Consider the following 25309-nt stretch of genomic DNA (forward strand, 5'->3'; position numbering starts at 1 on the left):
AAGGTGAAAACGTGTCTAAACGTCGTGTAGTCATCACAGGTATTGGTCTTGTCACACCAGTCGGCAATACCGTAGAGACCTCCTGGAAAGCCCTGCTTGCGGGACAGAGCGGTATTGCACCGATAACCAAATTTGATGCCAGCGAGTTCTCAACTCGTTTCAGCGGCTCGGTCAAAGATTTTGACGTAGAGCAGTACCTGCCTAAGAAAGAAGCCCGTAAGATGGATCTCTTTATCCAATACGGTATGGCGGCGGGTATCCAGGCGATTGAAGACGCCGGTTTGAATATGGAAGTGGAAGATCCCACTCGTGTCGGTACCGCCATCGGCGCCGGTATGGGCGGTATGCCACTGATCGAAGCGGCACATTCGGCCCTGTTAAAGGGCGGTCCACGCAAGATCTCGCCATTTTTCGTGCCCAGCACCATCATCAACATGATCGCCGGTCATCTGTCGATCAAGTATGGCATGACAGGCCCTAACTTTGCGGTCACCACCGCCTGTACCACAGGCGTGCACAACATCGGCTTTGCTGCACGTACCATCGCCTATGGCGATGCCGATGTGATGATTGCCGGCGGCGCAGAGGATGTGACCTGTCCGCTAGCCGTTGGCGGCTTCGGTTCGGCTAAGGCGCTCTCGACCCGCAACGACGATCCCGTTGCGGCCAGCCGTCCCTGGGATAAGGACAGAGATGGTTTCGTCATCGGTGACGGTGCCGGCATCATGGTGATGGAAGAGTATGAGCACGCTAAGGCGCGCGGTGCAACCATCTATGGTGAGCTGGTTGGCTTTGGTATGAGCGGTGACGCCTTCCATATGACCTCGCCACCGGCGGATGGTGCAGGCGCTGCATTGGCGATGGAAAATGCCATCAAGGATGCAGCTATCGACAAGCAGCTAGTGGGTTACATCAATGCTCACGGCACCTCAACACCTGCAGGCGATAAGGCCGAGGCCTCTGCGGTGAAGAATGTGTTTGGCGATCATGCCTACAACTTGTTGGTGAGCTCGACCAAATCGATGACGGGCCATCTGCTTGGCGCGGCCGGTGCAGTCGAAGCCATTATTACCCTGCTGGCGCTGCGCGACCAGATGATCCCACCGACCATTAATCTGGATAATCCAGACGAAGGCTGCGATCTTGATTTCGTACCGCACACGGCGCGTGCTCACGCGTTTGATTACGCCCTGTGTAACTCCTTCGGTTTCGGCGGTACTAACGGGTCATTGTTGTTTAAACGTGGCGAATAAGTATCAGTTTTAAAGCGAAAAAGCACCTTAATGGTGCTTTTTTTATGTTTGAGTTAAGTTGGAATGGTGCCTGAATTAAGCTTAGTTCATCTCTATTGGCAGCGACAAAAAGCAGGCAGATAATCTGGCTCTGTTAACTTCACTCTGATGGTGTCATCGTGTTAAATCCAGTCGTTGTTCCGTTAATGCCCATGGTTGGTCTGCTCACCGCTAACCTCAATGGACTCATTCGTGGTGAGCATTCATTTCGTCTGCCTGTGGGGCTAAAGACCTTCATTCTCGCCTCGGCCGCGTTTGCCACCGTTTGGTTCGCCTTATTGGTCACCGCCATCTATAGCGGTGGTGATACCAATCTGGCCGCCGGCGTCGAGGTGCTCGTGCTCTTCCTGCTGGGGATTGGCCTCTCTCGATTTATCAAGATCCCGGCTATCTTGGGCCAACGCGCCCTGCTTTGGGTGTTTCGCCTGAGTCTGCCATTGATCCTCGCGGCCTGTCTTGCGGTAGTCCGTTGGGGATAACTGCGCTAAAAGCATGATTCTTAGTTACTATCTCGGACTTATTTGCAGTACACTTTAGTTTTATTAGCTCTGATGAGGTGGCTGTGATGGCGGGACAAGATAGAGAAAGCACCCTGCGATTTTTGGCCGAACCGGCCGATGTTAACTTTGGCGGTAAGGTGCATGGTGGTGCGGTCATGAAGTGGATCGATTTAGCCGCCTACGCCTGTGCGGCGGGCTGGAGCGGAAAGTACTGCATCACCGCCTATGCAGGGGGCATACGTTTCGTTAAACCCATTCATGTGGGCAACATAGTCGAGGTCGGGGCAAAGGTTATCTACACCGGCCGGACCTCGATGCATATCGGAATAGACGTGAAAGCGGGCGATCCTAAACATCCTGAGCGCCACCTTACCACCCACTGTATCGTGATCATGGTGGCCGTGGATGATTCCGGTCAGCCGTCATCCGTGCCTGAGTGGGTGCCTGTCACCGAGTCTGATAAGCTGATGCGCGAATCTGCCATTCGTCTGATGGAGATGCGTAAGAAGATTGGTGCCGAGATGGAAGCACACCTTAAACCTTAACTCATAAACCCTAACTCGGAAATCTTAGGGCTTGGCTGCTCATTATCGTCTATGACTCTACCTTCAGCTGAATCTAGCGCCCGAGCCAGTACCGCGGGCGATAATCCTTATTTCCTCGCTCTGGACTATGGTACCCAGAGCGTTAGAGCCTTAGTGTTCGACCGCCAAGGGCAGCTCATCGCAAAACGACAGCACGCAGTGCAGCCCTATCGTGATGGTGCGCCCGGCGTGAGTGAGCAGTCGGCCGACTATTGTTATCGCCAGTTGGTGGATGTGGTGCGCGGCCTCTTCGAGCACACCCAGGTGTTACCTGGTCAGATCAAGGGAATGGCGCTGACGACCCAAAGAGCCTGCACTGTGCTGCTCGACGATGCAGGGGAGGCAATATCGCCTGTCTACATGTGGTCCGATAGACGGTTGGCGAGCAACGAGTTGCCACCTATGGCCTGGTACTACCGCCTGGGCTTTCTCTGCATAGGCCTTAGGCGGCGAATTCAATACCTGCGACGCGCTGCTAAGGTGAACTATCTGTTTGAGCATCATAAAGACAAGCTGGTTGCCGCCGACAAGGTGGCGCTGCTCAGCGGCTATCTCACCGGAAAGATCACCGGACGTCTCATCGACAGCGAGGCATCTCAGGTGGCTTATCTGCCCTTCGATTACCGCCGCAAAACCTGGGCGAATCGCCGCAGCTGGCGTTGGCAGTCGCTGGCGTGCAGTCCATCACAGATGGTGCCTTTGGCCGCGCCGACTCAGGCCATTGGGAAGGTGAGTGAGCATTTTGCCAAGGATACCGGGTTAGCAACTGGCCTTGCCGTTTATGGCGCCGGAGCCGATAAGGCCTGTGAGGTGTACGCGGCTGGCTGCGGCGAGCAGGATATTGCCTGTATCAGTCTGGGCAGCGCGGCCATACTCGCCTGGGGCGGTCACAGATACCGCGAGGCCTATCGTTATCTTCCAGCCTTTCCCTCGATTGAGGCGACAGATTATATCACTGAGATCCAGCTAGAGAGAGGCTTTTGGCTGCTCAGTTGGCTCATCGAGCAGTTTGGCGCGCAGGAGGTTAAAGACTCCACGGCGCTCGGCATTAGCCCAGAGCAATATATCACCCAGGCCATCGCCAAGGTGCCCATAGGCGCGGATGGCCTCCTGCTGAGCCCGCTGTGGGCGCAAGGCGTCATCTACCCAGGGCCAGAGGCGAGAGGCAGCATTATCGGTTTTACGCCAGAGCATGGCCGGCTGCACCTTTACCGCGCCGCCATCGAGGGGATCTTGATGACCCTCAAGCAGGGTTTGCTTCGTTTGGAGCGGCTCAAGGGATCACCCTTTAGGCGGGTTCGGGTGACAGGCGGTGGCGCACAAAGCGATCTGGTGATGCAGATGTGCGCCGACATTTTTAACCGTCCGGTGGAGCGTTTATCATTGCATGAAGCCTCGGGGCTGGGCGCCGCCATGTGCTGCGCCGTAGGCGCGGGGATCTATCCTGATCTCGCCAGCGCCAGACGCCAGATGCGCCGTCTGGGTGAAAAGTTCGAACCCCAGGCCGAGCATGTGGCACAATATGCCAGCGTGTTTAAAGCCTATGAGGCCTTGTACCCCCAAATAAAACCTTTCTTTAAGAAGGTGAATAAGCAGTATTAATCAATAAAGAGATAGGACAGAAGATGGCAAAGGTAGCATTTTTAGGATTAGGCGTGATGGGATACCCAATGGCGGGGCATCTGGTGAAGCATGGTCATGAGGTAACTGTCTATAACCGTACGCAGGCCAAGGCACAGGCCTGGTGTGATACCTATGGCGGGAACTGGTGCCCGACGCCTTTCGAGGCGGCTAAAGGACAAGACTTTGTATTTGTCTGCGTCGGCAACGATGACGATTTGCGCTCTGTGGTGCTGGGAGATACCGGTGCCCTGGCGGCCATGGAAGAGGGCAGCATTCTGGTCGACCACACCACGGCATCTGCGGATGTGGCGCGTGAGCTTGGCGGTGCGGCAAAAGCGAAAGGTATTGGCTTTATCGATGCGCCAGTCTCCGGTGGACAAGCCGGCGCCGAGAATGGCGTGCTGACCGTTATGGTGGGTGGCGAAGCCGCCGACTTTGAGGCTGCCAAACCTGTGATGCAGGCTTATGCTCGCTGTTCAGAGCTGCTAGGTGAGGTGGGCAGTGGTCAACTTACTAAGATGGTAAACCAGATCTGTATCGCAGGCGTGGTACAGGGCTTGGCCGAGGGCTTACACTTTGCCCGTAGCGCCGGACTCGATGGTGAGAGAGTGGTCGAGGTGATCAGTAAAGGCGCCGCGCAATCTTGGCAGATGGAGAACCGTTATCAGACCATGTGGCAGGGACAATATGACTTTGGTTTTGCCGTCGACTGGATGCGTAAAGATCTAGGCATCGCCCTGGATGAAGCGCGCCGTAATGGCTCGCACCTGCCGTTGACGGCATTGGTCGACCAATTCTATAGCGAGGTTCAGGCTCAGGGCGGTCAGCGCTGGGATACCTCAAGCCTGTTAGCGCGCTTGGAGAAGAGCCGCGGCTAATACCAATCGTAATAAATAATTGATCATTCTAGCTTGTTAAAACGCTCGATAACTGTATTAGTATTTTTAATTGTAGAATAACTACTTATCTAAAAATCCTGCTTTGTTCTCAAGCGTTTTTCCTGCGCTATTTCTGATCACATGTTTACCGTGATTGGTATAATATCACGTACCCTGGTTACTGCTAAAACCGCAGTTGCCAAATATTAAAAAAGGACTGCCAAGCAGTCCTTTTTTGATCGTCAATGATTTTGACTAGTGTCTTTACACCGGATCGACCATGATGTGCTCAAGTTCGACTGCCGCTACCGCGTGTAGCGCATCCATGGTGGCTCCCACTAGTGAGATCTTACCTTGGCTCGATTCGATCAACACGGCGCGGTTGATCTCGCTAAAATCGCGGTTATGTCTGGCCATTGCCGACAAGGCCATCTGCATCGGCAGCATGGATGGGTTAAACGCTGCATTTTCCGCATAGCGGCCGCAGAAGGTCGCGCCATCGCGTGTCTCTAACACTACGGCGGCATAGCCTTCACTGTATGGCGCGTAGCTCAGGCTCAGATGGTCCAGAGCCTCGATGATCATGGGATCGGCGCTTTCCAGGGCAAACTCGTGCTGCTGTTTGGACAGCAGTGGCGTCTTGATATTCAGATCGGCCGGGCCGAAGGCGTAGGGCAGATAGTGAGACAAGGGCTGAGTCGCCTGCTCAGGCAGGTGAATGCGGATGGCTTGCCCCTCGACCAATTCATTCATAAATTGACGGCAGTGACCACAGGGAGAGGCGTTGACTATGATATCTTCGATACCCGTCTCACCGCTTAACCAGGCGTGGCTGATGGCGCTCTGCTCGGCGTGCACGCTATGGAAAAGCGCCTCGCCGTCGAGCTCCAGGTTGGCTCCCATGTAGATGTCGCCGCTGGCGCCCTTGGCGATAGCGCCTACATAAAACTCACTAATGGGAGGCTTGGCGAGTGCCGCAGCTATCGGCAGCATGGCGAGCAGTAACTCATCCTGGCTCATCTGGGTGGCCTGGGCGAGGTCGGCCACCTGCTGGGCGTCCATATGCCCGGCAAAGTCCTGGTTCAATAAAGGGACTAATTGATCTGCCAAAGGTTGTGGCAGTTGAGCTATGCAGTGAACAAATCTATCTTGCATGAGCTTGATCCTTAATTGTTAAGCTATTGGAAAATCATTTTAGTAACTAAGTTACCATGAAAACGGGATCTGACGCCCATTTTGATGGCTGTTTCGACTAAATTACCGCTTTTCGACTACAGGTTGCTAAGATAATGACACAATGCCGTCAATAACTTCTGTTTTTCTTCGTCAGCCTCGGTGTCATTGACCAAGGTTTCGAGCTTGATCATATAGTCTGGATCATTCAGACGTGCCTGGCAGAAAGTGCGCCAACGTTGCTGTTCTGTGTCATCCAGTGTCTCTGGATAGTTACGGGCGCGGTAGCGAAACAGCATTTCGGGCAGACGCTCGTCATCAAAGTCTAGCTCCAGCGCGGCCAAGTGCTGCGGCGCCGTATGACGTATGATCTCCATCTTGCTCTTGTCGGCGTGGCTGAAGAAGCTGCCGCTGTATAGTTGCAGATCCGGATCGCTAATCTCATTGCCATGCTCGGTATCGAATACCGCGACCAGCTTCTCTCTGATCTCCGGATGTTGCCGCAGGCGTTTGTATTGGGCGCGGGCAAACTCCTTGTCTATGTCTAAACGCTGGGCATTGCCGTCGGTGAGTGTCTTGGCGGTTGCAATGAAGGGACACTTGTTGATGTGGAGCTGTTTTAGGCCGATAGGCAGTTCATCACTGGCGAGATCAGCCCTTGGGGTATACATGCGCTCGCGGATCTCATCGCTACTCAGTTCAATCAGCGGAGTGACATCCATGGCCAGGTTGACACAGATGATGGCATTCTTATTGGTGCTATGGTGAGCCACAGGGGCGATCAGCGTGGTACAGCCATTAAGGGCGCTGATCTTAGAGCTGACATGCACCAGAGGCTGCATATTCAGCACATCTATCTGCTTGCTTACTTCGTTCTTCTTACGCAGATTGAAGTAGTATTCGAACAGCTTAGGCTGGCGCTGTTTGATCAATTTGGCCATAGCGATGGTGGCGTACACGTCCGACATGGCATCGTGGGCCTTGTCATGGCTTAGGTTGTTGGCTTGAGTGAGGTGTTCGAGTTTAAAGCTGGGGCTGCCATCTTCTTTCTCGGGCCAGTTTATTCCCTCTGGTCTCAGGGCGTAACAGGCGCGCACCAGATCGATAATGTCCCAGCGGCTGTTGCCGTTCTGCCATTCTCGCGCATAGGGGTCAAAAAAATTACGGTAGAAACCGTAACGGGTCACCTCATCGTCGAATCGCAGCGAGTTATAGCCGGCCACACAGGTGTTGGGCTGAGAAAACTCGGCGTTGATCTTGGCCATGAATTCCGCTTCCGGCATGCCTTTGAGATTGGCGAACTGCGGCGTGATCCCGGTAATGAGGATAGCCTCCGGTGAGGGCAGATAGTCGCTGGCCAATTTGCAGTAGAAGGTGACTGGCTCTGAGATGATGTTGAGATCCATGTCGGTTCGAATGCCGGCAAACTGAGACGGCCTGTCTTTGGCCGGGTTTGCACCGAAGGTCTCGTAGTCGTGCCAAAAAATGCTGGGAAGATTATTTGCAGCCATAGCGTAAGTTAGCCTGTGAATAGTGGCAGTTATCATAGCACCCTAGATTACGCCTGCACTAATTTAACGGTTTATTTTCCCTATTTGATTGAAATCGCGCCATTTTGAAGTTGGCAGCCCCGCTATTGGCCAGTTACAATGTTCGGCTAACGAGGAATAGCCCTATGTTCGAACCTTTACTGACTCAACCACAATTTATCGAACTGACCCAAAGGTGTCAGTTGCATCTGCGTTTGCGTGAGTCGGTAAGCGATTTTAGCCTGCTGCAGACCATGGGCGGACACCTGCTCGAATGCGTGGTGACCCAGGCATCGAGTGACAATGGCTTGATCTTAAGACTCCATCCATATCTCATCTGTGAGTTGGCGCCTATAGAAGTGCCTACTATCGATGCCAAAGGCTCCCAAACAGAGGTCTTACATCGCTCCCACGGCCAGGGTTGGCGGCTGTTTAGTGCGCTTGGGATCTCACCTGTGATGTGCGCCGAGCGCTTACGAAAAGGCCTGGTGATTGACCTTGAGGTGCAGGGCAGTACTGTGAGTTTTACGCCACAGTTTGATCAGAAGTGGTTGCTGGTGACTCTAGAGCGAGATCTGCGGCTCTTCGGCGGCCCCTTGGAGCTACGCCGGGCCAAGGCGGTGCTGGCTCGGGCAGAAGACCTTAGCCAAAACGCCGAGGCGCTGCTGCTGGAGATAGGTGAGATAGAGCTGGTTCGTCAAGAGTTGGCCCATTTTGCCAATCATGGCGATGTGAAGCAGCATGGGCTTATCTTAAGTGAGGTGACCAAGGTGGATGAGCAACTGCTGCGCAAGAAGCAGCTGTTGTCCCATCATTATTACCAGAAGGTACAGCGCCCTAACTGGCAGCATGCCGCCAATCAGCATGAGGATCTCGAGGCGCTGCAGCGCAAGCTGGAGTCCTATCAGCTGCTGGCACCACCCGAACTTAACCTCATGGTTGAGCAGATGTTTTTAGACGACTAGTCGGATCAAGCCCGACTAGGATTGGAATATTGCAATGAATTACCTTTGTCCTATCTGTCAGCGCACGCTGTCACTCATAGATCGCACCTGGTGCTGTGAAGCGAATCATAGGTTCGACTGCGCCAAAGAGGGTTACGTTAACCTGCTGCCGGTGCAGAAGAAACGCTCTAAAGATCCCGGCGACAATAAAGAGATGATGTTTGCCCGGCGGGAGTTTCTCAACAAGGGCTACTATGAGGCGATGAGCGATAGGGTGAACGCCTTGGCATTGGAGTTTGCCAGTGAGGCTCGAAATGGGCTCGATATAGGATGCGGTGAGGGGTATTACACCCATAGACTACAACAGGCGATGAACAAGGCCGAGGCCTTTAGCCTTAGTGGGCTGGATATCTCAAAATCGGCGCTGAAATATGCGGCGAAGCGTTATCCTGATATTCAGTTTTGTGTGGCGAGCAGTTTCGAGATGCCGTTTGCCGAGCAGAGTTTCGATTTCATGTTGCGTATTTATGCGCCGTCACAAGATGCTGAGCTAAGACGTGTCGCTAAACCGGGCGCCATACTGATCACCGTCTCGGCGGGCCCCCAGCATCACTTTGCCCTTAAGCAGGTGATCTATGACCAGCCAAGGCCAAATCCCGAGGTGGACAGCCAAATAGCGGGGTTCGAGCGCCTGCACAGCGAGCGACTGACGCAATCTATGACCATCAGCGACAGTGCGGATATTGGCCATTTTCTGGCGATGACTCCCTACAATTGGAAATTTACCGATGCGCAGCGCGCCATGCTGACATCCAAGCCCTTGAGCTGTGAGCTGGATTTTAAGCTTGAGGTCTTTCGGGTCTGCTAGCTGGTTAATCCTTGTTTAATTTGTGTTTTTTATCCGCTTAAAAAAACTTAGTGTTTTTACACGAAGTTTTAGAAGGTTTTTTTGTAACAACTGACAGATATGTAAGTAAAAAATAGGATTTGCGCCTTTTAATGTTTGTTGACATACGGTCAGAATGATTTATAGTGAACTCAGCTTGAAGGTTGGGCTTAACTTTATGTGTTCAATACGACCAGTTCGTCCTGTTAACATAAGTAATACCGGCATTTTCCAGCTCTACTGCCGTTTAAGGCTTTATTTTATTTAGTTACAGGATTTATATCATGTCTCAAGTTACTGGCGTTGTTAAGTGGTTCAACTCTGACAAAGGTTTTGGTTTTATCGAGCAAGAGTCTGGCCCAGACGTTTTCGTACACTTCCGTGCGATCAACTCTGACGGTTTCAAAACTCTAGACGAAGGTCAGAAAGTGCAGTTCACTGTGACTCAAGGTCAAAAAGGTCCACAAGCTGAGAACGTAACTGTTATCTAAGCTGACCTTTGGGTAACCCAAGGTTACCTAAAAACAGAATTCCAAGAGCCGTGATGAGTATCACGGCTCTTTTTTTGCCTGTAATTTCCCTTCAAGCCCCATCAGAGTTCTCTGCAATATCGATTTATGCAGAGTCGCTTTATGCCACATCACGCTATGCCAAATTGTTTTTGCTGAGTCGGCCCTTAAAAGGGCTTGGTCGAGGTTTTGAAGATAGTAGAGGTTAAGCCTCTACTCTTGATTTGTCGCTAGCCACAGGGCCGAGACGACAAGGCGCAAGGCTTAGGAGTAGAAGACTAAAGAGAGTGTGGAGAAAGAAGCTTAAGTAAAGAGGCCAACAGGTGAATTTGCGGGCACGGCGTAAGCGCCTTGCCCGCAATGGTATCTAATACCAATCATAGTAAGTATGTGATCAGAAATAGTGCAGGAAAAACGCTCGAGAACAAAGCAGGATTTTTAGATAAGTAGTTATTCTACATTTAAAAACACTAGGGCCTGTTATCGAGCGTTTGAACAAGCTGGCATGAGCAATTATTTATTATGATTGTCATTAGGCTTAAGCCTGTGAAAATAGCTTGTCTTCCAAGGTGCGGCCTCGCTGAATCGCCTTGTAGCGCCAGTCCTGGCGATTGAAGAGGGCAAACAGCTCGGTTTCCAGCCCAAAGCCAGCGGTGAGCTGATATTGGATCACAAACTCCTTGCTCTGACTGGATTTCACCGAAAGCACCTGAGGCAGTGCCTCAAGCTCAGACATCAGCGCCTCATCGTCGCAAGCTTGCATGGTAAGGGTGAGATACTCATCGGCGAGATCGTCCTGAATCGAGATAGATTGATTCAACACGCCCTTGTCGAGGTAAAGCACCTTGTCACACAGCTTCTCAAGCTCGGCCAGGTTGTGCGAGCTGATGACGAAGGTGGTCTTACCCACCTGAGCGCGCACCAATTCGCGTATCGCCTTGGCGTTGGCCGGATCCAGTCCTGCGGTCGGCTCATCTAATAATACCAGCTCGGGGGAGCCGATCAGGGCCTGAGCAATCGAGACGCGCTTGCTCATACCATGGCTCAGGGAAGAGGGCTTTTGCGGGGCGACATCGGCCAAATCCACTAAGGCCAATACTCGCAGGCATTCCTGCCGCGCGGCAGCAGCGTTAAAGCCCTGCAGCTGGGCAAATAGCTCCAGTTGGGCGGCAATGGTAAGGTTAGGATCGAGCCGTGCATCCTGGGGCAGGGCGGCCACCTTGCCTAACAGCGCCGAGCTGCCAGGCGCATGCCCTAAGATCTCTACTGCGCCCTGTGTCGGGCGAATATAGCCACACAGGAGTGAAAACAGTGTGGTCTTGCCCGCACCATTGGGGCCAACCAAGGCGATAGGCTGGCCAGCATCGAGTTCCAGGTTGATATCCGTGAGTGCATGTTTACTGCCGAACTGCTTGCTCAGCGACTTGCAGGTGATTAGCTTCATAGTGCGATCCTCGCCATATAACTTCTTCCTAATAGCAGGAGTACACCGGCCTGAAGCAGAGGAATCGCTGCCACGGCTAAGCTGCTCAGGCCTTTGGTATTAATCATCATATCGAGCTGGGCACCGGGCACTAGCCACTGCAGAATATTGCTGAGCCCAGGCAGATAATAGGAGATGATGCCGTTGACTATGGTGCTGCCGGCTAAAATCAACACGGCATAGATGCTGGCCTGTCTGGCCGAATTGGCGTGCAGTGACAGGATAGCCATCATGGCGGTAAAGGGGGTCAGCACTATCATGATATTGATAAACACTAAGGCGCCCGAACCCATGGCGGTCCACACTAAAGCCGTGTCGCGATAGGCCACCAGAAGTATGGTCGCCATCAGGGTGAGGATGAGCAGTATCGCCTGGATCAACAAGTAACCCGTTACCCGACCGAAGAACAGGGTGTCGCGGCTGACTCTTAGGGTGAGGAAGCGGAAGCTGCCCCTGGCCTTGTCGGAGGCAAACTGATCGGCTCCGACAAACAGGCTGAAGATGGGGAACAAGTAAAGGGCGGCGACCCATAAAATGGCCATCTCGGCCACGTCCCATGAGAGCAACTCGCCCACATTAGCGGCACCAAATACGCCCTCGAGTAAGTTTTTAAAGTCTGGTGAAAACAGATAGATAGAAGCCTGCCTGATGGGGTACCAGAGGATGAGGAACCAGGTTAGCGCGAAGGTGGCCAGGCCTATCACGCCTCGGGTGCTAAAGAGAATTTTTTTCAGTTCGAACCTGGCCAATACCGAGGCTGCGTTCCATGAACTGCGTGGAGTAAGATTATCCAAAGATGATTCCTTTATCATATGGTTGAAGGCTCAGCCTAACACTCATCTGTTTGTCTAAATGTTTCAGATTGTTGTTAAATTTTACCTAAGAGTTCGGCAACTTGTTGTTTTAGCTCGGCGACTTCCTGCTCGAGTTGCGCGACGCGACCGACAAGCTCATCGTTTGGCGGCGGCATAATCCCTTGCCCTGGCGAGGCTTGAGGCACAGCTTGAGGGGCTGACTGAGTCGCTAGTTGCTCATCGACTTCGCTGAAGAGTTCGATGAAGCGTGACTCCCGCTTGCCCGGCTCTCTGGCAAGCTGGCGCACCAAGGGGGGCTCCATCTGAGACAGGCTAGTGAGGGCTTGCTCGACCTGACTGACATCGCTAAAGGCGTGTAGCCGGTTGCTACGAGTTCTTAGCTCACCTGCGGTCTGCGGTCCTCTCAACAGGAGTAGACAGATTATCGCGACCTTATCTTCGCTCAGCTGGAGATCGCTAAACTCGGTATTGCAAAATCTATGCTTGTATTTGACGACTCGAGAGCCGAAACCACTCTGCTCGGCCACCAGGCGTTTCTTCGCCAATGAATCCAGTGCGGCCTGGGTATCAGACTCCGACAAATTCATCACAGGCTCGCGGCTCGATTTTTGATTACAGGCCAGGGTGAGCCCGTTCAGGGAGAGGGGATATTGCTCTGGCGTGGTTTTTTCTTTTTCCAGCAGACAACCGATCACACGTGCTTCATGGGAGGTGAGTTTCATGATTTAGGTACTCGGATAAAAAAAGCATAGCCCTGTTATAACAGAGCCATGCTTTTATGCAAAGACAATCAGAGGCTTGGTAACCTTTGCTGCTTAACTTCTATTCAGTCAGGCGGATACCGTCGGCTTCGATGGCGATCTGCTGGCGCTTGTAGAGGCCGCCGATACTCTTCTTGAAGGCCTTCTTGCTCATGGCGAGCTCGGCGTAGATCACCTCGGCATCCGTCTTGTCGGTCAGGGGCAGGAAGCCGCCAGCCTGGTTGAGTTTCATCAAGATAGCGGTGGCGTGCTTGTCCAACTCTTCTTTGGCGCCGCGCTGCAAAATCAGATCTATCTTGTCGTCACTTCTGACCCGCTTGATGAAGCCTTTGATACGCTGGCCAAATCTGAGGGGCTGATACACCTCATTCTTATAGAGCACGCCCCAGTGGGCGTTATCTACGATGGCCTTGTAGCCAAGATCTGTCGTGCCGGCGATGATGAGGCTCACCTCTTGGCCGTTCTTGTATGGTGGCGGCGTTTTATCGAGGAACTTGTCTATCTTAGATGAGGCGACGATACGGTCGTCGGCGCTGTTGACATAGACATAGACTAGATAGGAGCGTCCCACCTCTATCTCCCTGTGCTGCTCACCAAAGGGCAACATCAGATCTTTATCCAGGCCCCAGTCTAGGAAGGCGCCGTAAGGACCGGTCGCGACCGCCTTAAGGTAGGCAAACTGGCCCACCTGCGCCTTGGGGCGTTTGGTGGTGGCGATCACCATATCTTCAGAGTCCAGATAGAGAAAAACCTCGACGCTGTCGCCTATCTCGCAGCCTTGTGGGGCAACCTTATTAGGCAGTAATACCTGGCCGAATTCATGGGCATTTAAGTACACACCAAAATCGACGCGTTTGACGATCTCTAAGGTGCAGCGTTTTCCTATCTCTATCATCTGGTTCTCTATAGCTAATGGCTTAGACGTTAAATGTGGCGATTATAGTGGAAATCTTGCCAAGATGCTTTAGCCTAAGTTGTTTATTCTGGCGTAAATGACATTAATTTCGGCCAAGCGGTGGATGAAGGCTTTCGACTCGAATGCTGGGCCGAGTGGAATCTCGTTAGGTGGTCCAGTCGATAACCTAACGCTAGCGGGCTGAAGACGGCATTTACTGTAAAAAACGCTGAACACCCGTAAGGGATAAAAGGCAGTCTGGCCGCGTGTTTGAATGCAAAAAACCTTGTAATAAATTAATGTGATAATGATACTTGCATTTAGTTAAATTCAGGGGTTTAATTGCGCGCCTTTTTTTACTTTAGACAAGTATAAATTGAGTTAACTAATATGGCGGGGACTCGAAGGATAACTTCGATATCTGACACCCAAAAACGGTGTTGATGTTGCGGCTTATTTACCTGATAGGTGCGATAGTAAGTAACATTAATGTGTTGGCAGACAAAGCAGCTGCCGAATATGAATGTAAATAGACAGGTTGAGAGAATATGAGTAATTGGTCTATTAAAGATGCTTATGTTGGTTATAACGTTAATTACTGGAGCTCAGGGCTCTACGGCATAAGCGAGGCCGGTGAGGTGACGGTGTCCCCGGATCCTAATCATCCTGAGCACACTATAGGGTTAAATGAACTCGCTAAGGATATGGTCAAATCCGGCGTGGCCTTGCCTGTATTGGTGCGCTTCCCGCAGATCCTGCATCACAGAGTCAATAGCCTGTGTAACGCCTTCAATCAGGCGATCACCCGTTATGACTATCAGTCAGATTATCTGCTTGTCTATCCCATCAAGGTGAACCAACAGCAAACTGTGGTCGAAGAGATCCTGGCGAGCCAGGTCTCTAAAGAGGTGCCGCAGCTTGGCCTAGAGGCCGGTAGTAAGCCTGAGCTGATGGCGGTACTCGCCATGGCGCAGAAGGCCAGCTCGGTGATCATCTGTAATGGCTACAAAGATGTGGAATATATTCGCCTGGCGCTGATCGGCGAAAAACTGGGTCACCAGGTCTATATCGTGCTGGAGAAGCTCTCAGAGCTAAAGGTCGTCCTCGAAGAAGCCAAGAAGCTGGGCGTGACTCCGCGTCTTGGTCTGCGTGTGCGTCTGGCCTTCCAGGGCAAGGGCAAGTGGCAAGCCAGTGGCGGTGAGAAGTCTAAATTTGGTCTGTCTGCGGCTCAGGTGCTGAACGTTATCGACTCACTCAAAGCGCAGGACATGCTCGACAGCCTGCAGCTGCTGCACTTCCACCTGGGCTCGCAAATCGCCAACATTCGCGATATCCGTAGCGGTGTGAGTGAGGCGGGACGCTTCTACTGTGAACTGCAGAAGATGGGCGCTAACGTTAAGTGCTTCGACGTGGGCGGCGGCCTGGCGGTGGACTATGACGGTACTCGTAGCCAGAGCAGCAACTCGATGAACTATGGCCTGACCGAATACGCCAATAACATCGTCAGCGTGCTGAATGATATGTGCCGCGAGTACGATCAGCCTATGCCGCGTCTCATCTCTGAGTCTGGTCGCTATCTCACGGCGCACCACGCCGTGTTGATCACCGATGTGATTGGCACCGAGGCCTATAAGCCTGAAGATCTGCAGGCGCCGGACGAAGAGGCACCGCAGCAACTGAAGAACATGTGGGATTCATGGGGTGAGGTGAGTGGCCGCGCCGATCAACGCGCCCTGATCGAGATCTACCATGACGTACAGAGCGATCTGGCCGAGGTGCACTCACTGTTTGCGCTAGGTCAGATGAGCCTGTCCGACAGGGCCTGGGCGGAGCAGATGAATCTGCGCGTCTGTTACGAGCTGAAGGGCGTGATGAGTGGTAAGTACCGTTTCCACCGTCCGGTGATCGACGAGCTCAACGAGAAGCTGGCGGACAAGTTCTTCGTCAACTTCTCGCTGTTCCAGTCGCTGCCCGATGCCTGGGGTATCGATCAGGTGTTCCCTGTGATGCCACTAAGCGGTCTGGATAAGGCGCCCGAGCGCCGCGCCGTAATGCTGGACATCACCTGTGACTCAGACGGTACTGTGGATCAGTACGTCGACGGTCAGGGTATCGAAACCACGCTGCCGGTTCCGGCCTGGAGCGCAGAGAGCCCATACCTTATCGGTTTCTTCCTGGTGGGTGCCTACCAGGAGATCCTTGGCGATATGCACAACCTGTTCGGTGACACTAACTCGGCCGTGGTCAGGTTAGACGATGATGGCCTGGTGAATATCGAATCGGTACTGGCCGGTGATACGGTTGCCGACGTGCTGCGCTACGTTAATCTCGATGCCGTCTCTTTCATGCGTACCTATGAGGAGTTGGTGAACCTGCACATTCAGGAAGATGAGCGGGCCAACATTCTTGAAGAGCTGCAGATTGGACTGAAGGGCTACACCTATCTGGAAGATTTTTCCTGATTGGCAGGCTAGCCTGTTTCGCCTGGGATCTCGGCTGATTTATGCCGGGATCCTTTAAGACGATGAGGAGCGGGTAGATGTATTTTGAAGGGGCGGAGAAGCGCTTATCGCTGACGCTGGCGCCGGGTTGTCCGTCGCTCAGGGCCTTGGGCGATGCCTATTGGCGCCGCGCCCTTTTAAAGAGTGATACAGAGATCCTCTCTAAGCTAAGCAGTGAGCAATGCGACGCATACCTGCTGAGCGAGTCCAGCCTGTTCGTCTGGCACGATAGCCTGGTGCTCATCACCTGTGGCAACACCCGGCTTATCGAGACGGTACTGTTTCTGGTCGATTCATTAGGTGGCAAGCAACTTGCCAGCCTGAGTTTTCAGCGTAAGAGCGAGATCTTACCCGCCTTGCAGAGCAGTCGCTTCGAGGAAGATATCGCCCGTCTGAGTGGCATGCTAAGGGGTAATGCCTATCGTATCGGCCATTTGGATGGTCATTATCATCAACTGTTCTTTTCGGGAAAAATGGCGCGGCTCAAGCCCGTGCAAGTGGTGCAGATGTACCATATTCGCGGCGATGTGGCCGACTTTCTGCTGAGCGATAAGCAATCGACTCAAGCGATCGCCAGCAGACTGAATTTATCCCTGCTTTTGTCTGGGTTTGATTTAGATGCGCACCTGTTTTCGCCCCTTGGCTATTCGCTCAATGCCCTGCGCGGTGAGGACTATTTCACCCTGCACATTACCCCCCAAGAGACGAGTTCCTATGTGAGTCTTGAAACGAATTTGTCGCTCGGCGCCGGTCTTGACGGTATAGTAGTTGAGTTACTCAAGCGCTTGAATCCTCTCAGCTGGGACATTGCAGGATTTGAGGCCGAGGAGCCAGGATATTGCCCCGAGCAGTATAGTCTGCAGGCTCGCGGCGAACTTGCCTTGGCTGATGGTCAAGGTTTATATATAAAACACTATAAACAGCGTGATTGTGAGCAGTTGTTGCCCGTTACGTTGTGATCTTTACTTCTATGATTTGGAGCATATATGACCACTATTGCAGATAAGCCTGATTACTCGCTTTACTCAAATGCATTTGGTTATTTAAGACAGCCACTAGACTTTAAACCGCTCGAGAGCGATGCCGATGTGGTGGTACTGGGCTTGCCGTTTGATATGGCGACTACGGGCCGCTCGGGTGGTCGTATGGGCCCTGGCGCCATACGTCAGGCATCGGTAAACCTGGCCTGGGAAGAGTGCCGTTGGCCATGGGATTTTAAGTTGTCCGATCACCTTAAAATGGTCGATGCGGGCGATCTGGTCTTCGATTGTGGCGATGCAGCCGATTTTACCCAGCGTGTCGAAGACTTCGCGACGGCCATTCTCGACTCTGGTAAGGCACTACTCAGCTTCGGTGGCGATCACTTTGTGACCCTGCCGCTACTGCGTGCCCACTACAAGAAGCATGGCAAGATGGCGCTGCTGCATTTCGATGCCCACACAGACACCTATAGCCAGGGCAGCAAGTACGACCATGGCACCATGTTCTTCCACGCGCCAAATGAAGGGATCATCGATGCCTCTCACTCTGTGCAGGTGGGGATCCGTACCGAGTATGACAAGCCAAGCCACCTGTTTAAGGTGATCGACGCCGCCGCGGCCAACGAGTTAAGCGCTGATGAGATTATCGCCCAGATTAAAGACCGTGTCGGCGACATGCCTTTGTACGTCACCTTCGACATCGACTGTCTGGATCCAGCCTTCGCGCCGGGCACGGGTACGCCTGTATGTGGTGGCCTCACCAGCGACAAGGCGATGAAGATCATTCGCGGTCTGCGCGGCATGAACGTGGTGGGCATGGACGTGGTAGAGGTGGCGCCAGCCTATGATAGTGCCGAGATCACCGCATTGGCCGGCGCGACGTTAGGCCTTGAGATGCTACACGTTTGGGCTTGTGCCCATAAGAAGTAAACTAAACGGGACAGGGTAAGGAAGCAGATGTCGAACTTAAGTGATATTAGACGAGAATACACCCTGGGCGGGCTGCACCGAGAGGAGCTGCCCGACAATCCCATGGTGTTGTTTGAGAAGTGGATAGAGCAGATCCGTGATGCGGAGATCCTGCCGGATCCCACCGCCATGTCGGTGGCGACCGTCGATGCCGAAGGTCAGCCGTTTCAGCGCATCGTGCTGCTAAAACGCTTCGATGACGATGGCTTTGTGTTTTTCACTAACCTGGCCAGTCGCAAGGCGGAGCAGATAGCGCAAAACAACAAGGTGAGCCTGCTGTTTCCCTGGCACGCCCTAGAGCGTCAGGTGGCGGTAACGGGCGTGGCGGAGCAGCTGTCCACCACCGAGGTGCTTAAGTACTTTGTTACGCGTCCCAAGGAGAGTCAGATCGCCGCCTGGGTGTCTAAACAATCCAGTAAGATCTCTGCGCGTCAGGCGCTTGAAAGCAAGTTTGCCGAGATGAAGGCCAAGTTCAGCCAGGGTGAGGTGCCACTGCCTAAGTTCTGGGGTGGTTATCGTGTGCGGCCCAGCAGCATAGAGTTCTGGCAGGGCGGTGAATATCGACTGCACGATCGCTTTCTCTATACGCGTCAAGACGCTAGCCGCCTGGATAGTGGCTGGAATATCGACCGTCTGGCGCCTTAAGTGTTTTTCGTTAAAGAGATGCTTTAATAATAAAAAACCACCGCTTGCGGTGGTTTTTTGTTTTAAGTGATGCCTGTGGTTACCATTTCTTCTTCGGCTGGAACAGCACATCGATATCGTCTTCTTCGCTCTTCTGTTGTGGGGCATTAGGCTGGGCCATCTTCTGCGCTCCCATGATCTCATCGAGGAGCAACTTGGCTTCATCCACCTTCTTGGTGATAAAAGGATCGTTTGGCGTCAGCGCCTTAATGGTGTGCAGGGTCGCCAATGCCTTGGTTACCATCTGCTTGGAGGAACCATATTGCTTCATGAAGCAGGCGGTGCGGGCGCGGGACAACATAGAATCTACATTGATCCTCAGCTGCAGGCTATCTACACGAGCCTCTTCCTGGGCGAAAACGTTAGGGTCGACCTTGCCCTTGTTGTGTTCGGCGCGCAAGATGGCCTTGAGTTTCTTTAACACCTTAACCAGATCCAGGATCTGTTTGTCTGTGTCCGGCAGGCGAAAGCTCTCTATGGCTGGGGTCTGTTTCTGGGCGTTGTTCAGGTTCTCTATCTGGCCAGTAAGATCGGTGAGACGACGCTGGTAGTCGCCCGCCTGAGGGCCGCCTAAGGTGACAGACTGGCTTAAGGCGTCTTGTACTCGCTTATAGAGGATGAGCACCAGATTGGTAGAGCAGGGAAACATTCCTGTGCATGAAAGCACGTTTTCGGTTTCATCGATGATGGCTCTTTGTCTGGCTAATTCTGTTCTTCGCTCGGCCTCGGCACGTTCTTTTTGTTGTTGGATGACATTGATGCCAATAACCAATAGCAACAATGCACCGATGAGGATCAGAACCAAAGTAAAAATCATAGATCTACCAATTTTTATGCAATTCCATTAATGCTACTATAAATCAACACGCTAGCATAGTTATCTTAGACTAGCTTTATCGTTATGTCGTGTGATTCATCTCACCTCTATGCTATATTCCCCTTTGATTTAATTTTTCGCCTGTACTATAACTAATTATTATAGTAACTCTTATGATTAGGGTACCGATTTCAGGCCGTGGCGCTCACTAAGAGACCGACCTTTGCAAAGGAAAGACGATGAAGCTGCAACAACTCAGATACATTGCCGAAGTGGTGAATCACAACCTTAACGTGTCGGCGACCGCTGAGAACCTTTACACCTCTCAGCCTGGGATCAGTAAACAGGTGCGCATGCTTGAAGATGAGCTGGGCATCCAGATCTTTGGCCGTAGCGGTAAGCATCTAACCCATGTGACACCGGCCGGTCAGCAGGTGATCAATATTGCCAACGACATACTGGGCAAGGTGGAGAGCATCAAGAAGGTTGCCGAAGAATATACCAAGCCGGATCAGGGTGAGCTCAACATAGCCACCACTGATACTCAGGCGCGATATGCCTTGCCGGGGATCATCCGCGCCTTTATCGACCGCTATCCCAAGGTAAACCTGCATATGCATCAGGGGACGCCTTCGCAGATAAGCGAGCTGGCGGCGCGGGGAGATGCTGACTTTGCCATCGCAACAGAAGGGATGCATCTGTATACGGATCTCATCATGTTGCCATGCTATCACTGGAATCGCTCCATAGTGGTCACCAAAGATCATCCTTTGGCCTCACGCACTCAGATCAGCATCGAAGACTTGGGCCGTTTCCCGCTAGTCACCTATGTGTTTGGCTTCGATAGAGAATCAGAAATCGAGAAGGCCTTCAACCGCGCCGGTATCGACCCTAGGGTGGTGTTTACCGCCACCAGTGCCGATGTGCTCAAGACCTATGTCAGGTTGGGCTTAGGGGTTGGGGTGATCGCCTCCATGGCGATCGATCCTGTGATAGACAAAGATCTGGTGGCCATAGATGCCAGCCATCTGTTTGCCCACAGCACCACTAAGATTGGCTTTAGGAAGGGCAATTTCCTGCGTAATTATATGTATGAGTTTATCGAGCATTTCGCGCCGCATCTGACCAAGGATATTGTGGAGAAGGCGGTGGCGTTAAGAGACCCTCAGCTTATCGAGAACCTGTTTGCGGATGTGGAGCTGCCGATCCGTTAAGGCGAGCGTTTGAGCTTAACTAAGATAAGCAGATGTTTAGCCATAAAAAAACTCGCCCTAGGGCGAGTTTTTTTATGTTTCATTCATTGCCGATTAACACTCGACTATGTTAACGGCCAGGCCGCCCTTAGCGGTTTCCTTGTACTTGCTGCGCATATCTTTGCCGGTATCCATCATGGTCTTGATCACCTTATCCAGGGAGACCTTGTGGTTGCCGTCGCCGCGCATCGCTAGGCGTGAGGCGTTGATTGCCTTTACCGCGCCCATGGCATTACGCTCGATGCAAGGCACCTGAACTAGGCCGCCAACAGGGTCGCAGGTGAGGCCCAGGTTGTGCTCCATGCCGATCTCGGCGGCGTTTTCCACATGCTCTACTGTGCCACCCATTATCTCAGTGAGTGCAGCGGCGGCCATGGAACAAGCCACGCCCACTTCGCCCTGACAGCCCACTTCGGCCCCCGAGATTGAGGCGTTCTTCTTATAGAGGATGCCAATGGCGGCCGCGGTCAGCAGGTATTGGCAACAGATATCCAGATCCACCTCTTGAACGAAGGTATCGTAATAGCAGAGCACGGCCGGAATGATGCCGGCGGCGCCGTTGGTCGGTGCCGTCACCACGCGATCGCCGGCGGCGTTTTGTTCGTTAACCGCCAGGGCAAACAGATCGACCCAATCCATGGCGGTCAGCGGATCAACCACCGTCTTGCTCTCGGCCTTAAGGCGTCGATACAGCGCCGGTGCCCGGCGTCTGAGTTTCAGGCCGCCAGGGAGTATGCCCTCCTTCTGATAGCCACGCTCGACACAGGTCTTCATGGTCTGCCAGATGGTCCACAGGCGCTCCTTGATGTCCTTCTCGCTGGCGATAGACAGCTCGTTCTCCATCATCAGCGCAGAGATACTCAGACCGTTCTCGACGCACATGTCCAGCAGCTCGGCCGCGCTGTTAAAGTCATAGGGCGCCGCTTCGATAGGAGAGGCGGGCGAGGCATCCTGCGCCTGGATCTCATCCTCATCTAAGATGAAGCCACCACCAACAGAGTAGTAGGTGCGCTGGTAGATACAGTTTCCCTTGGCATAGGCGTAAAGGGTCATGGCGTTGGCGTGGGCCGGCAGACTCTTGCGTCTGTGGTAGGTGATGCCATCTTCACGGCTGAAGCGCACCACCTTGTTGTTGGGCATGGTTAAGGTTTGTGTGTCGTGTACCTGCGCCAGGGTGGCGTCGATTTTGTCGGTATCCACGGTTTCAGGGGCTTCGCCCATCAGGCCTAAGATCACCGCCTTGCCTGTGCCGTGGCCCTTACCGGTTTGGCCGAGTGAGCCAAACAGCTCTGATCTCAGCTCATCTGTGTCTGCTAGATGACCATGTTTTTCTAAATCTTGAATGAAGACATTACCCGCTTTCATCGGGCCAACGGTATGGGAGCTTGAGGGCCCGATACCAATTTTAAACATGTCAAAAACGCTAATCATTATAAAACCCTGTTGTAATCATTATTTTCGTTATGCAATCTCAGTGATTTTAGGCCAATTTATTTATTCATGCCTGAGGGGGCGTTAATGTGGCCCCGTTGTGCTAATCTTGCGAGCACATTAAGATCGTCAATTATTAAGTATCCCATACTTTAGTCGCAGCTTTCGCATTAGTTTTTTTCAAGAAAAAGTTTCGCATTAGGCATACTATTGCTAACCGCGGAGGCTTGAGGAGAGCTGCTCGATGATTTGTGGTTTTATCAATTGTATACAAAAACTTAGGTGATTTCGCCTTTCTGAGTGTTTGTTTAGCGTTAGCGTCAATTAAACTGATTTAACAGTTTTTCTAGGGGGAGTTGTGAGTTATTTAATGATGGATTTATTATCCACCGAGATGAATGCGCAGGAGCAAGCGCAGTTGATGCATCCCATGGTCGGTGGGCTGATATTGTTTTCCCGCAACTACCAAGATCGCGACCAGCTCTGCGCCTTGGTGGCCTCCGTGCGTGCCCTAAGACCCGAACTGCTTATCGCAGTAGACCATGAGGGAGGCCGGGTACAAAGATTTATCGACGGCTTTAGTAAGATCCCCGCGATGGGCGACATATTGCCGGCAGCCAAGCAAGATCTTCCATTGGCCAAGGAGTGGGCGACCGAGCTTGGCTTCCTCATGGCCGTCGAGCTACTGAGTTGTGATATCGATTTAAGTTTCGCGCCTGTGCTGGATCTGAACGGCATCAGTCAGGTGATAGGCACCCGGGCCTTTAGCGATAAAACTGATGAGGTGATCGCCTTGGCCGACGCCTTCATTCAAGGGATGCAGGATGCCGGGATGGCGGCGGTGGGCAAACACTTCCCCGGCCATGGCAGCGTGGCGGCAGATTCTCACATCGCCAAGCCGGTCGATGAGCGCAGCGAAGCCGAGATCCGCGCCCTGGATATGGTGCCATTTCAACACCTCATGGGGGTTAAGAGACTGCAGGGGGTGATGCCGGCTCACGTGATCTACCCTAAGGTGGATGCTAATCCGGCGGGCTTCTCATCCTATTGGCTCAAGAAGGTGCTGCGCGAAGAGTTGAAATTCGATGGGGTGATCTTTTCAGACGACCTTGGCATGAAGGGCGCCGGCGTGGTCGGCGGCTATCCCGAGCGGGCAAAGGCGGCCATAGAGGCTGGTTGTGACATGATATTGCTGTGTAACGACAGCCAGGGAGTCAGCGAGCTGTTAACCTCGTTCGAGTGGCCAGAGCAGGGTCCACAGGTGCCGGCGCGTAAACTACTGGCTAATAGGCCTCAGGTCGCCAAGGCGTTAGAGGATGAATCTCGTTATCTGGCGGCAAGAAGCATAGCAGAGCAGATCTGTATGGGCTAAATTTGATGTAGCGCAACAACAGGCAATGATGAGTTAGCTAAAGTTAATATTCACTTACAGTTAGCAGGTAACAGGATGATCCTCTATTTCCACGGTTTTGACGCCACCAGTCCGGGTAATCATGAAAAAATGCGCCAGCTGCAGTTTGTCGATCCTGACGTGCGTCTGGTGAGCTACAGCACGCTCCACCCCAAATATGATATGCAGTATCTATTGAACGAGGTGAGTCGTCAGCTGAACCAGAGTGATGATCCCGCGCCCCTGGCGATAGGCGTCGGTCTCGGTGGCTATTGGGCCGAGCGCATCGGTTTTCTCAATGGGCTCAAAACCGTGATGATCAATCCCAACCTGCATCCGGAAGACAATATGCTCGGCAAGATAGACAGGCCCGAGGAGTATGCCGATATCGCTAACAAGTGTGTCAGTCAGTTTAGGGAGAAGCATAAGGGCCGTGGCATGTGTATCTTGTCCCGCCAGGATGAGGTGCATGACAACCAAGCGGTGGCCAGTACCTTAGCGCCTTTCTATCCCATCGTTTGGGATGAGGAGCAGCGCCATAAGTTTCCATCGCTGGCGGCGCACCTTGGCGAGATAAAGGCCTTTAAAGAGCGGCAGTAACAATGTTTAGTCCAAAAAGGAGCCTGCAGGCTCCTTTTTTATGGGCGAACCATACTGACAACACAGAGGCAGGCTGAGTGATTATGCGTCAAGCCGCTTGGCTGTTGATGCTGGCTTAATTGGCTTAGCTGGCATAGAGGTTTTGGGATAAGTGGCTCAGGGTCAAGTCGCCTTCCCTAAGCCTTGTTGGTTTAAGAGGGAAAATGCCGGTATTTTTCGAGTCATAGAGAGTACCATTTTTCAGGGGCTTATGGCGATTAAATGATAAAAAATGGTTGAATATCCTGAATTTAGCCCATTGCTGAGCGTAAGTGGTCAACAAATTTTGTTATTCAAATCTAGCATAGCTTATCCATTTTGTGATACAAAGTGATACATATTGCTACATGATGGTCTTAACGACCTTTTCCCAGTTTGCGTATGTCGCCCGATGCAGCTAACCACTTTATTAGTTAGCTGTTTTTTTTGTCTATTTTTTGCCCATCCACCAAGTTTAGGTTATCTTCAAAGGGTTAGATCGATAAGAAGAACGAGGCGCAGATGAAGCGGGTATTATTGACAATATCGGGAAAGGTTCAGGGCGTATGTTTCAGGCGATACAGTCAGCTGAAGGCCAATGAATTGGGGCTGACGGGATATGCCAAAAACCTGGAAGATGGCAGGGTACTGATTTTATTGCAGGGAGGCGGCTTAGCTGTCGATCGTTTTATCGCCTGGAGTGAGCAGGGGTCGCCACAGTCTGTGGTGGACAATGTGCTGGTGGAGGAAGACGAGGCAGATGAGATCTACCTCGATTTTTCTGTCTATTGAGG

At 52.5% G+C, this 25309-nt stretch carries 24 protein-coding genes; 16 read left to right on the top strand and 8 right to left on the bottom strand.

The genetic code is table 11. The features are described from left to right. Positions 1-11: 11 nt before the first annotated feature. From fabF to L2731_RS09475, 5 genes are all read left to right on the top strand, one after another. Positions 12-1253 (top strand): beta-ketoacyl-ACP synthase II, encoded by a 1242-nt coding sequence (gene fabF / locus L2731_RS09455; protein WP_041511590.1) that lies wholly within the window; start codon positions 12-14, stop codon positions 1251-1253. A gap of 158 nt (positions 1254-1411) precedes the next feature. After that, the gene (locus tag L2731_RS09460; RefSeq protein WP_249252858.1) at positions 1412-1771 is read left to right on the top strand and encodes a hypothetical protein; all 360 of its coding nucleotides are present in this window, start codon (positions 1412-1414) and stop codon (positions 1769-1771) included. A gap of 86 nt (positions 1772-1857) precedes the next feature. Next, complete coding sequence (locus L2731_RS09465; RefSeq protein ID WP_249252860.1) at positions 1858-2337, top strand: acyl-CoA thioesterase; 480 nt, start codon at positions 1858-1860, stop codon at positions 2335-2337. 51 nt (positions 2338-2388) lie between these two features. Next, positions 2389-3978, top strand: a complete 1590-nt coding sequence (locus tag L2731_RS09470; RefSeq protein WP_249252862.1) for an FGGY-family carbohydrate kinase — start codon at positions 2389-2391, stop codon at positions 3976-3978. A 23-nt stretch (positions 3979-4001) separates the two neighbouring features. Further along, positions 4002-4877 carry an NAD(P)-dependent oxidoreductase gene (locus L2731_RS09475; RefSeq protein ID WP_249252864.1) on the top strand — a complete coding sequence of 292 codons (876 nt, stop codon included), beginning with the start codon at positions 4002-4004 and terminating at the stop codon, positions 4875-4877. Between the two features lie 264 nt (positions 4878-5141). On the opposite strand, the gene cdd is transcribed toward L2731_RS09475, so the two are convergent. Then, complete coding sequence (cdd, locus tag L2731_RS09480; RefSeq protein ID WP_239886372.1) at positions 5142-6032, bottom strand: cytidine deaminase; 891 nt, start codon at positions 6030-6032, stop codon at positions 5142-5144. 116 nt (positions 6033-6148) lie between these two features. Continuing rightward, positions 6149-7561, bottom strand: a complete 1413-nt coding sequence (gene sbcB / locus L2731_RS09485) for an exodeoxyribonuclease I (protein WP_249252865.1) — start codon at positions 7559-7561, stop codon at positions 6149-6151. 164 nt (positions 7562-7725) lie between these two features. Between sbcB and L2731_RS09490 the strand changes: the two genes are divergently transcribed. The 3 genes from L2731_RS09490 (at position 7726) to L2731_RS09500 (ending at position 9900) form a co-directional block, all read left to right on the top strand. Then, positions 7726-8544 (top strand): hypothetical protein, encoded by an 819-nt coding sequence (locus L2731_RS09490; protein WP_249252866.1) that lies wholly within the window; start codon positions 7726-7728, stop codon positions 8542-8544. A gap of 34 nt (positions 8545-8578) precedes the next feature. Next, positions 8579-9391, top strand: coding sequence for a 23S rRNA (guanine(745)-N(1))-methyltransferase (rlmA, locus tag L2731_RS09495; RefSeq protein WP_249252867.1), 813 nt, complete (start codon positions 8579-8581; stop codon positions 9389-9391). Positions 9392-9693: 302 nt separating this feature from the next. Beyond that, positions 9694-9900 carry a cold-shock protein gene (locus L2731_RS09500; protein WP_011865413.1) on the top strand — a complete coding sequence of 69 codons (207 nt, stop codon included), beginning with the start codon at positions 9694-9696 and terminating at the stop codon, positions 9898-9900. 556 nt (positions 9901-10456) lie between these two features. Here the strand turns inward: L2731_RS09500 and L2731_RS09505 are convergent. From L2731_RS09505 to L2731_RS09520, 4 genes are all read right to left on the bottom strand, one after another. Beyond that, positions 10457-11362, bottom strand: coding sequence for an ABC transporter ATP-binding protein (locus tag L2731_RS09505; RefSeq protein WP_249252868.1), 906 nt, complete (start codon positions 11360-11362; stop codon positions 10457-10459). Next, positions 11359-12195 carry an ABC transporter permease subunit gene (locus tag L2731_RS09510; protein ID WP_415837070.1) on the bottom strand — a complete coding sequence of 279 codons (837 nt, stop codon included), beginning with the start codon at positions 12193-12195 and terminating at the stop codon, positions 11359-11361. The genes L2731_RS09505 and L2731_RS09510 overlap by 4 nt, the downstream gene beginning before the upstream one ends. Before the next feature lie 74 nt (positions 12196-12269). Next, on the bottom strand, positions 12270-12938 hold the full coding sequence (locus L2731_RS09515) for a YceH family protein (RefSeq protein ID WP_239850266.1): 669 nt from the start codon (positions 12936-12938) through the stop codon (positions 12270-12272). Between the two features lie 100 nt (positions 12939-13038). Continuing rightward, the gene (locus L2731_RS09520; RefSeq protein WP_041511578.1) at positions 13039-13872 is read right to left on the bottom strand and encodes a CvfB family protein; all 834 of its coding nucleotides are present in this window, start codon (positions 13870-13872) and stop codon (positions 13039-13041) included. A 548-nt stretch (positions 13873-14420) separates the two neighbouring features. On the opposite strand from L2731_RS09520, the gene speA reads away from it, so the two are divergent. The 4 genes from speA (at position 14421) to pdxH (ending at position 18967) form a co-directional block, all read left to right on the top strand. Then, positions 14421-16334 (top strand): biosynthetic arginine decarboxylase, encoded by a 1914-nt coding sequence (gene speA / locus L2731_RS09525; RefSeq protein WP_239850268.1) that lies wholly within the window; start codon positions 14421-14423, stop codon positions 16332-16334. A gap of 77 nt (positions 16335-16411) precedes the next feature. Next, positions 16412-17332, top strand: a complete 921-nt coding sequence (locus tag L2731_RS09530; protein WP_249252869.1) for an S-adenosylmethionine decarboxylase proenzyme — start codon at positions 16412-16414, stop codon at positions 17330-17332. Positions 17333-17359: 27 nt separating this feature from the next. After that, a complete protein-coding gene (gene speB / locus L2731_RS09535) occupies positions 17360-18283 on the top strand; it encodes an agmatinase (protein WP_249252870.1) in 924 nt (307 codons plus the stop codon). 27 nt (positions 18284-18310) lie between these two features. Continuing rightward, positions 18311-18967 (top strand): pyridoxamine 5'-phosphate oxidase, encoded by a 657-nt coding sequence (gene pdxH / locus L2731_RS09540; protein WP_249252871.1) that lies wholly within the window; start codon positions 18311-18313, stop codon positions 18965-18967. A gap of 79 nt (positions 18968-19046) precedes the next feature. Here the strand turns inward: pdxH and L2731_RS09545 are convergent, their stop codons facing one another. After that, entirely contained in the window at positions 19047-19823 is a 777-nt protein-coding gene (locus tag L2731_RS09545; RefSeq protein ID WP_249252873.1) for a hypothetical protein, read from the bottom strand. A 239-nt stretch (positions 19824-20062) separates the two neighbouring features. On the opposite strand from L2731_RS09545, the gene cysB reads away from it, so the two are divergent. Then, positions 20063-21037 carry an HTH-type transcriptional regulator CysB gene (cysB, locus tag L2731_RS09550; protein ID WP_239850273.1) on the top strand — a complete coding sequence of 325 codons (975 nt, stop codon included), beginning with the start codon at positions 20063-20065 and terminating at the stop codon, positions 21035-21037. A 93-nt stretch (positions 21038-21130) separates the two neighbouring features. Here the strand turns inward: cysB and L2731_RS09555 are convergent, their stop codons facing one another. Next, positions 21131-22507 (bottom strand): L-serine ammonia-lyase, encoded by a 1377-nt coding sequence (locus tag L2731_RS09555; protein ID WP_041511572.1) that lies wholly within the window; start codon positions 22505-22507, stop codon positions 21131-21133. 358 nt (positions 22508-22865) lie between these two features. On the opposite strand from L2731_RS09555, the gene nagZ reads away from it, so the two are divergent. From nagZ to L2731_RS09570, 3 genes are all read left to right on the top strand, one after another. After that, positions 22866-23879 (top strand): beta-N-acetylhexosaminidase, encoded by a 1014-nt coding sequence (nagZ, locus tag L2731_RS09560; protein ID WP_239850274.1) that lies wholly within the window; start codon positions 22866-22868, stop codon positions 23877-23879. 75 nt (positions 23880-23954) lie between these two features. Beyond that, positions 23955-24497: an alpha/beta hydrolase YcfP gene (ycfP, locus tag L2731_RS09565; protein WP_239850275.1), complete on the top strand. Its 543-nt coding sequence runs from the start codon at positions 23955-23957 to the stop codon at positions 24495-24497. Positions 24498-25037: 540 nt separating this feature from the next. Further along, a complete protein-coding gene (locus L2731_RS09570; RefSeq protein WP_011865427.1) occupies positions 25038-25307 on the top strand; it encodes an acylphosphatase in 270 nt (89 codons plus the stop codon). The last annotated feature ends 2 nt before the right edge of the window (positions 25308-25309 follow it).

The sequence above is a fragment of the Shewanella aquimarina genome (genome assembly GCF_023349185.1).
Classification (GTDB): Bacteria; Pseudomonadota; Gammaproteobacteria; order Enterobacterales; family Shewanellaceae; genus Shewanella; species Shewanella aquimarina.

Bases quoted from the DNA above. Each gene is read 5' to 3' on its own strand.
- L2731_RS09555 (WP_041511572.1), bottom strand. From the start codon at position 22,507: ATGATTAGCGTTTTTGACATGTTTAAAATTGGTATCGGGCCCTCAAGC.
- sbcB (WP_249252865.1), bottom strand. From the start codon at position 7,561: ATGGCTGCAAATAATCTTCCCAGCATTTTTTGGCACGACTACGAGACC.
- L2731_RS09490 (WP_249252866.1), top strand. From the start codon at position 7,726: ATGTTCGAACCTTTACTGACTCAACCACAATTTATCGAACTGACCCAA.
- cysB (WP_239850273.1), top strand. From the start codon at position 20,063: ATGAAGCTGCAACAACTCAGATACATTGCCGAAGTGGTGAATCACAAC.
- L2731_RS09475 (WP_249252864.1), top strand. From the start codon at position 4,002: ATGGCAAAGGTAGCATTTTTAGGATTAGGCGTGATGGGATACCCAATG.
- speA (WP_239850268.1), top strand. From the start codon at position 14,421: ATGAGTAATTGGTCTATTAAAGATGCTTATGTTGGTTATAACGTTAAT.
- pdxH (WP_249252871.1), top strand. From the start codon at position 18,311: ATGTCGAACTTAAGTGATATTAGACGAGAATACACCCTGGGCGGGCTG.
- L2731_RS09570 (WP_011865427.1), top strand. From the start codon at position 25,038: ATGAAGCGGGTATTATTGACAATATCGGGAAAGGTTCAGGGCGTATGT.
- L2731_RS09470 (WP_249252862.1), top strand. From the start codon at position 2,389: ATGACTCTACCTTCAGCTGAATCTAGCGCCCGAGCCAGTACCGCGGGC.
- rlmA (WP_249252867.1), top strand. From the start codon at position 8,579: ATGAATTACCTTTGTCCTATCTGTCAGCGCACGCTGTCACTCATAGAT.
- L2731_RS09465 (WP_249252860.1), top strand. From the start codon at position 1,858: ATGGCGGGACAAGATAGAGAAAGCACCCTGCGATTTTTGGCCGAACCG.
- L2731_RS09515 (WP_239850266.1), bottom strand. From the start codon at position 12,938: ATGAAACTCACCTCCCATGAAGCACGTGTGATCGGTTGTCTGCTGGAA.
- L2731_RS09520 (WP_041511578.1), bottom strand. From the start codon at position 13,872: ATGATAGAGATAGGAAAACGCTGCACCTTAGAGATCGTCAAACGCGTC.
- cdd (WP_239886372.1), bottom strand. From the start codon at position 6,032: ATGCAAGATAGATTTGTTCACTGCATAGCTCAACTGCCACAACCTTTG.
- L2731_RS09500 (WP_011865413.1), top strand. From the start codon at position 9,694: ATGTCTCAAGTTACTGGCGTTGTTAAGTGGTTCAACTCTGACAAAGGT.
- ycfP (WP_239850275.1), top strand. From the start codon at position 23,955: ATGATCCTCTATTTCCACGGTTTTGACGCCACCAGTCCGGGTAATCAT.
- L2731_RS09530 (WP_249252869.1), top strand. From the start codon at position 16,412: ATGTATTTTGAAGGGGCGGAGAAGCGCTTATCGCTGACGCTGGCGCCG.
- speB (WP_249252870.1), top strand. From the start codon at position 17,360: ATGACCACTATTGCAGATAAGCCTGATTACTCGCTTTACTCAAATGCA.
- L2731_RS09505 (WP_249252868.1), bottom strand. From the start codon at position 11,362: ATGAAGCTAATCACCTGCAAGTCGCTGAGCAAGCAGTTCGGCAGTAAA.
- L2731_RS09545 (WP_249252873.1), bottom strand. From the start codon at position 19,823: ATGATTTTTACTTTGGTTCTGATCCTCATCGGTGCATTGTTGCTATTG.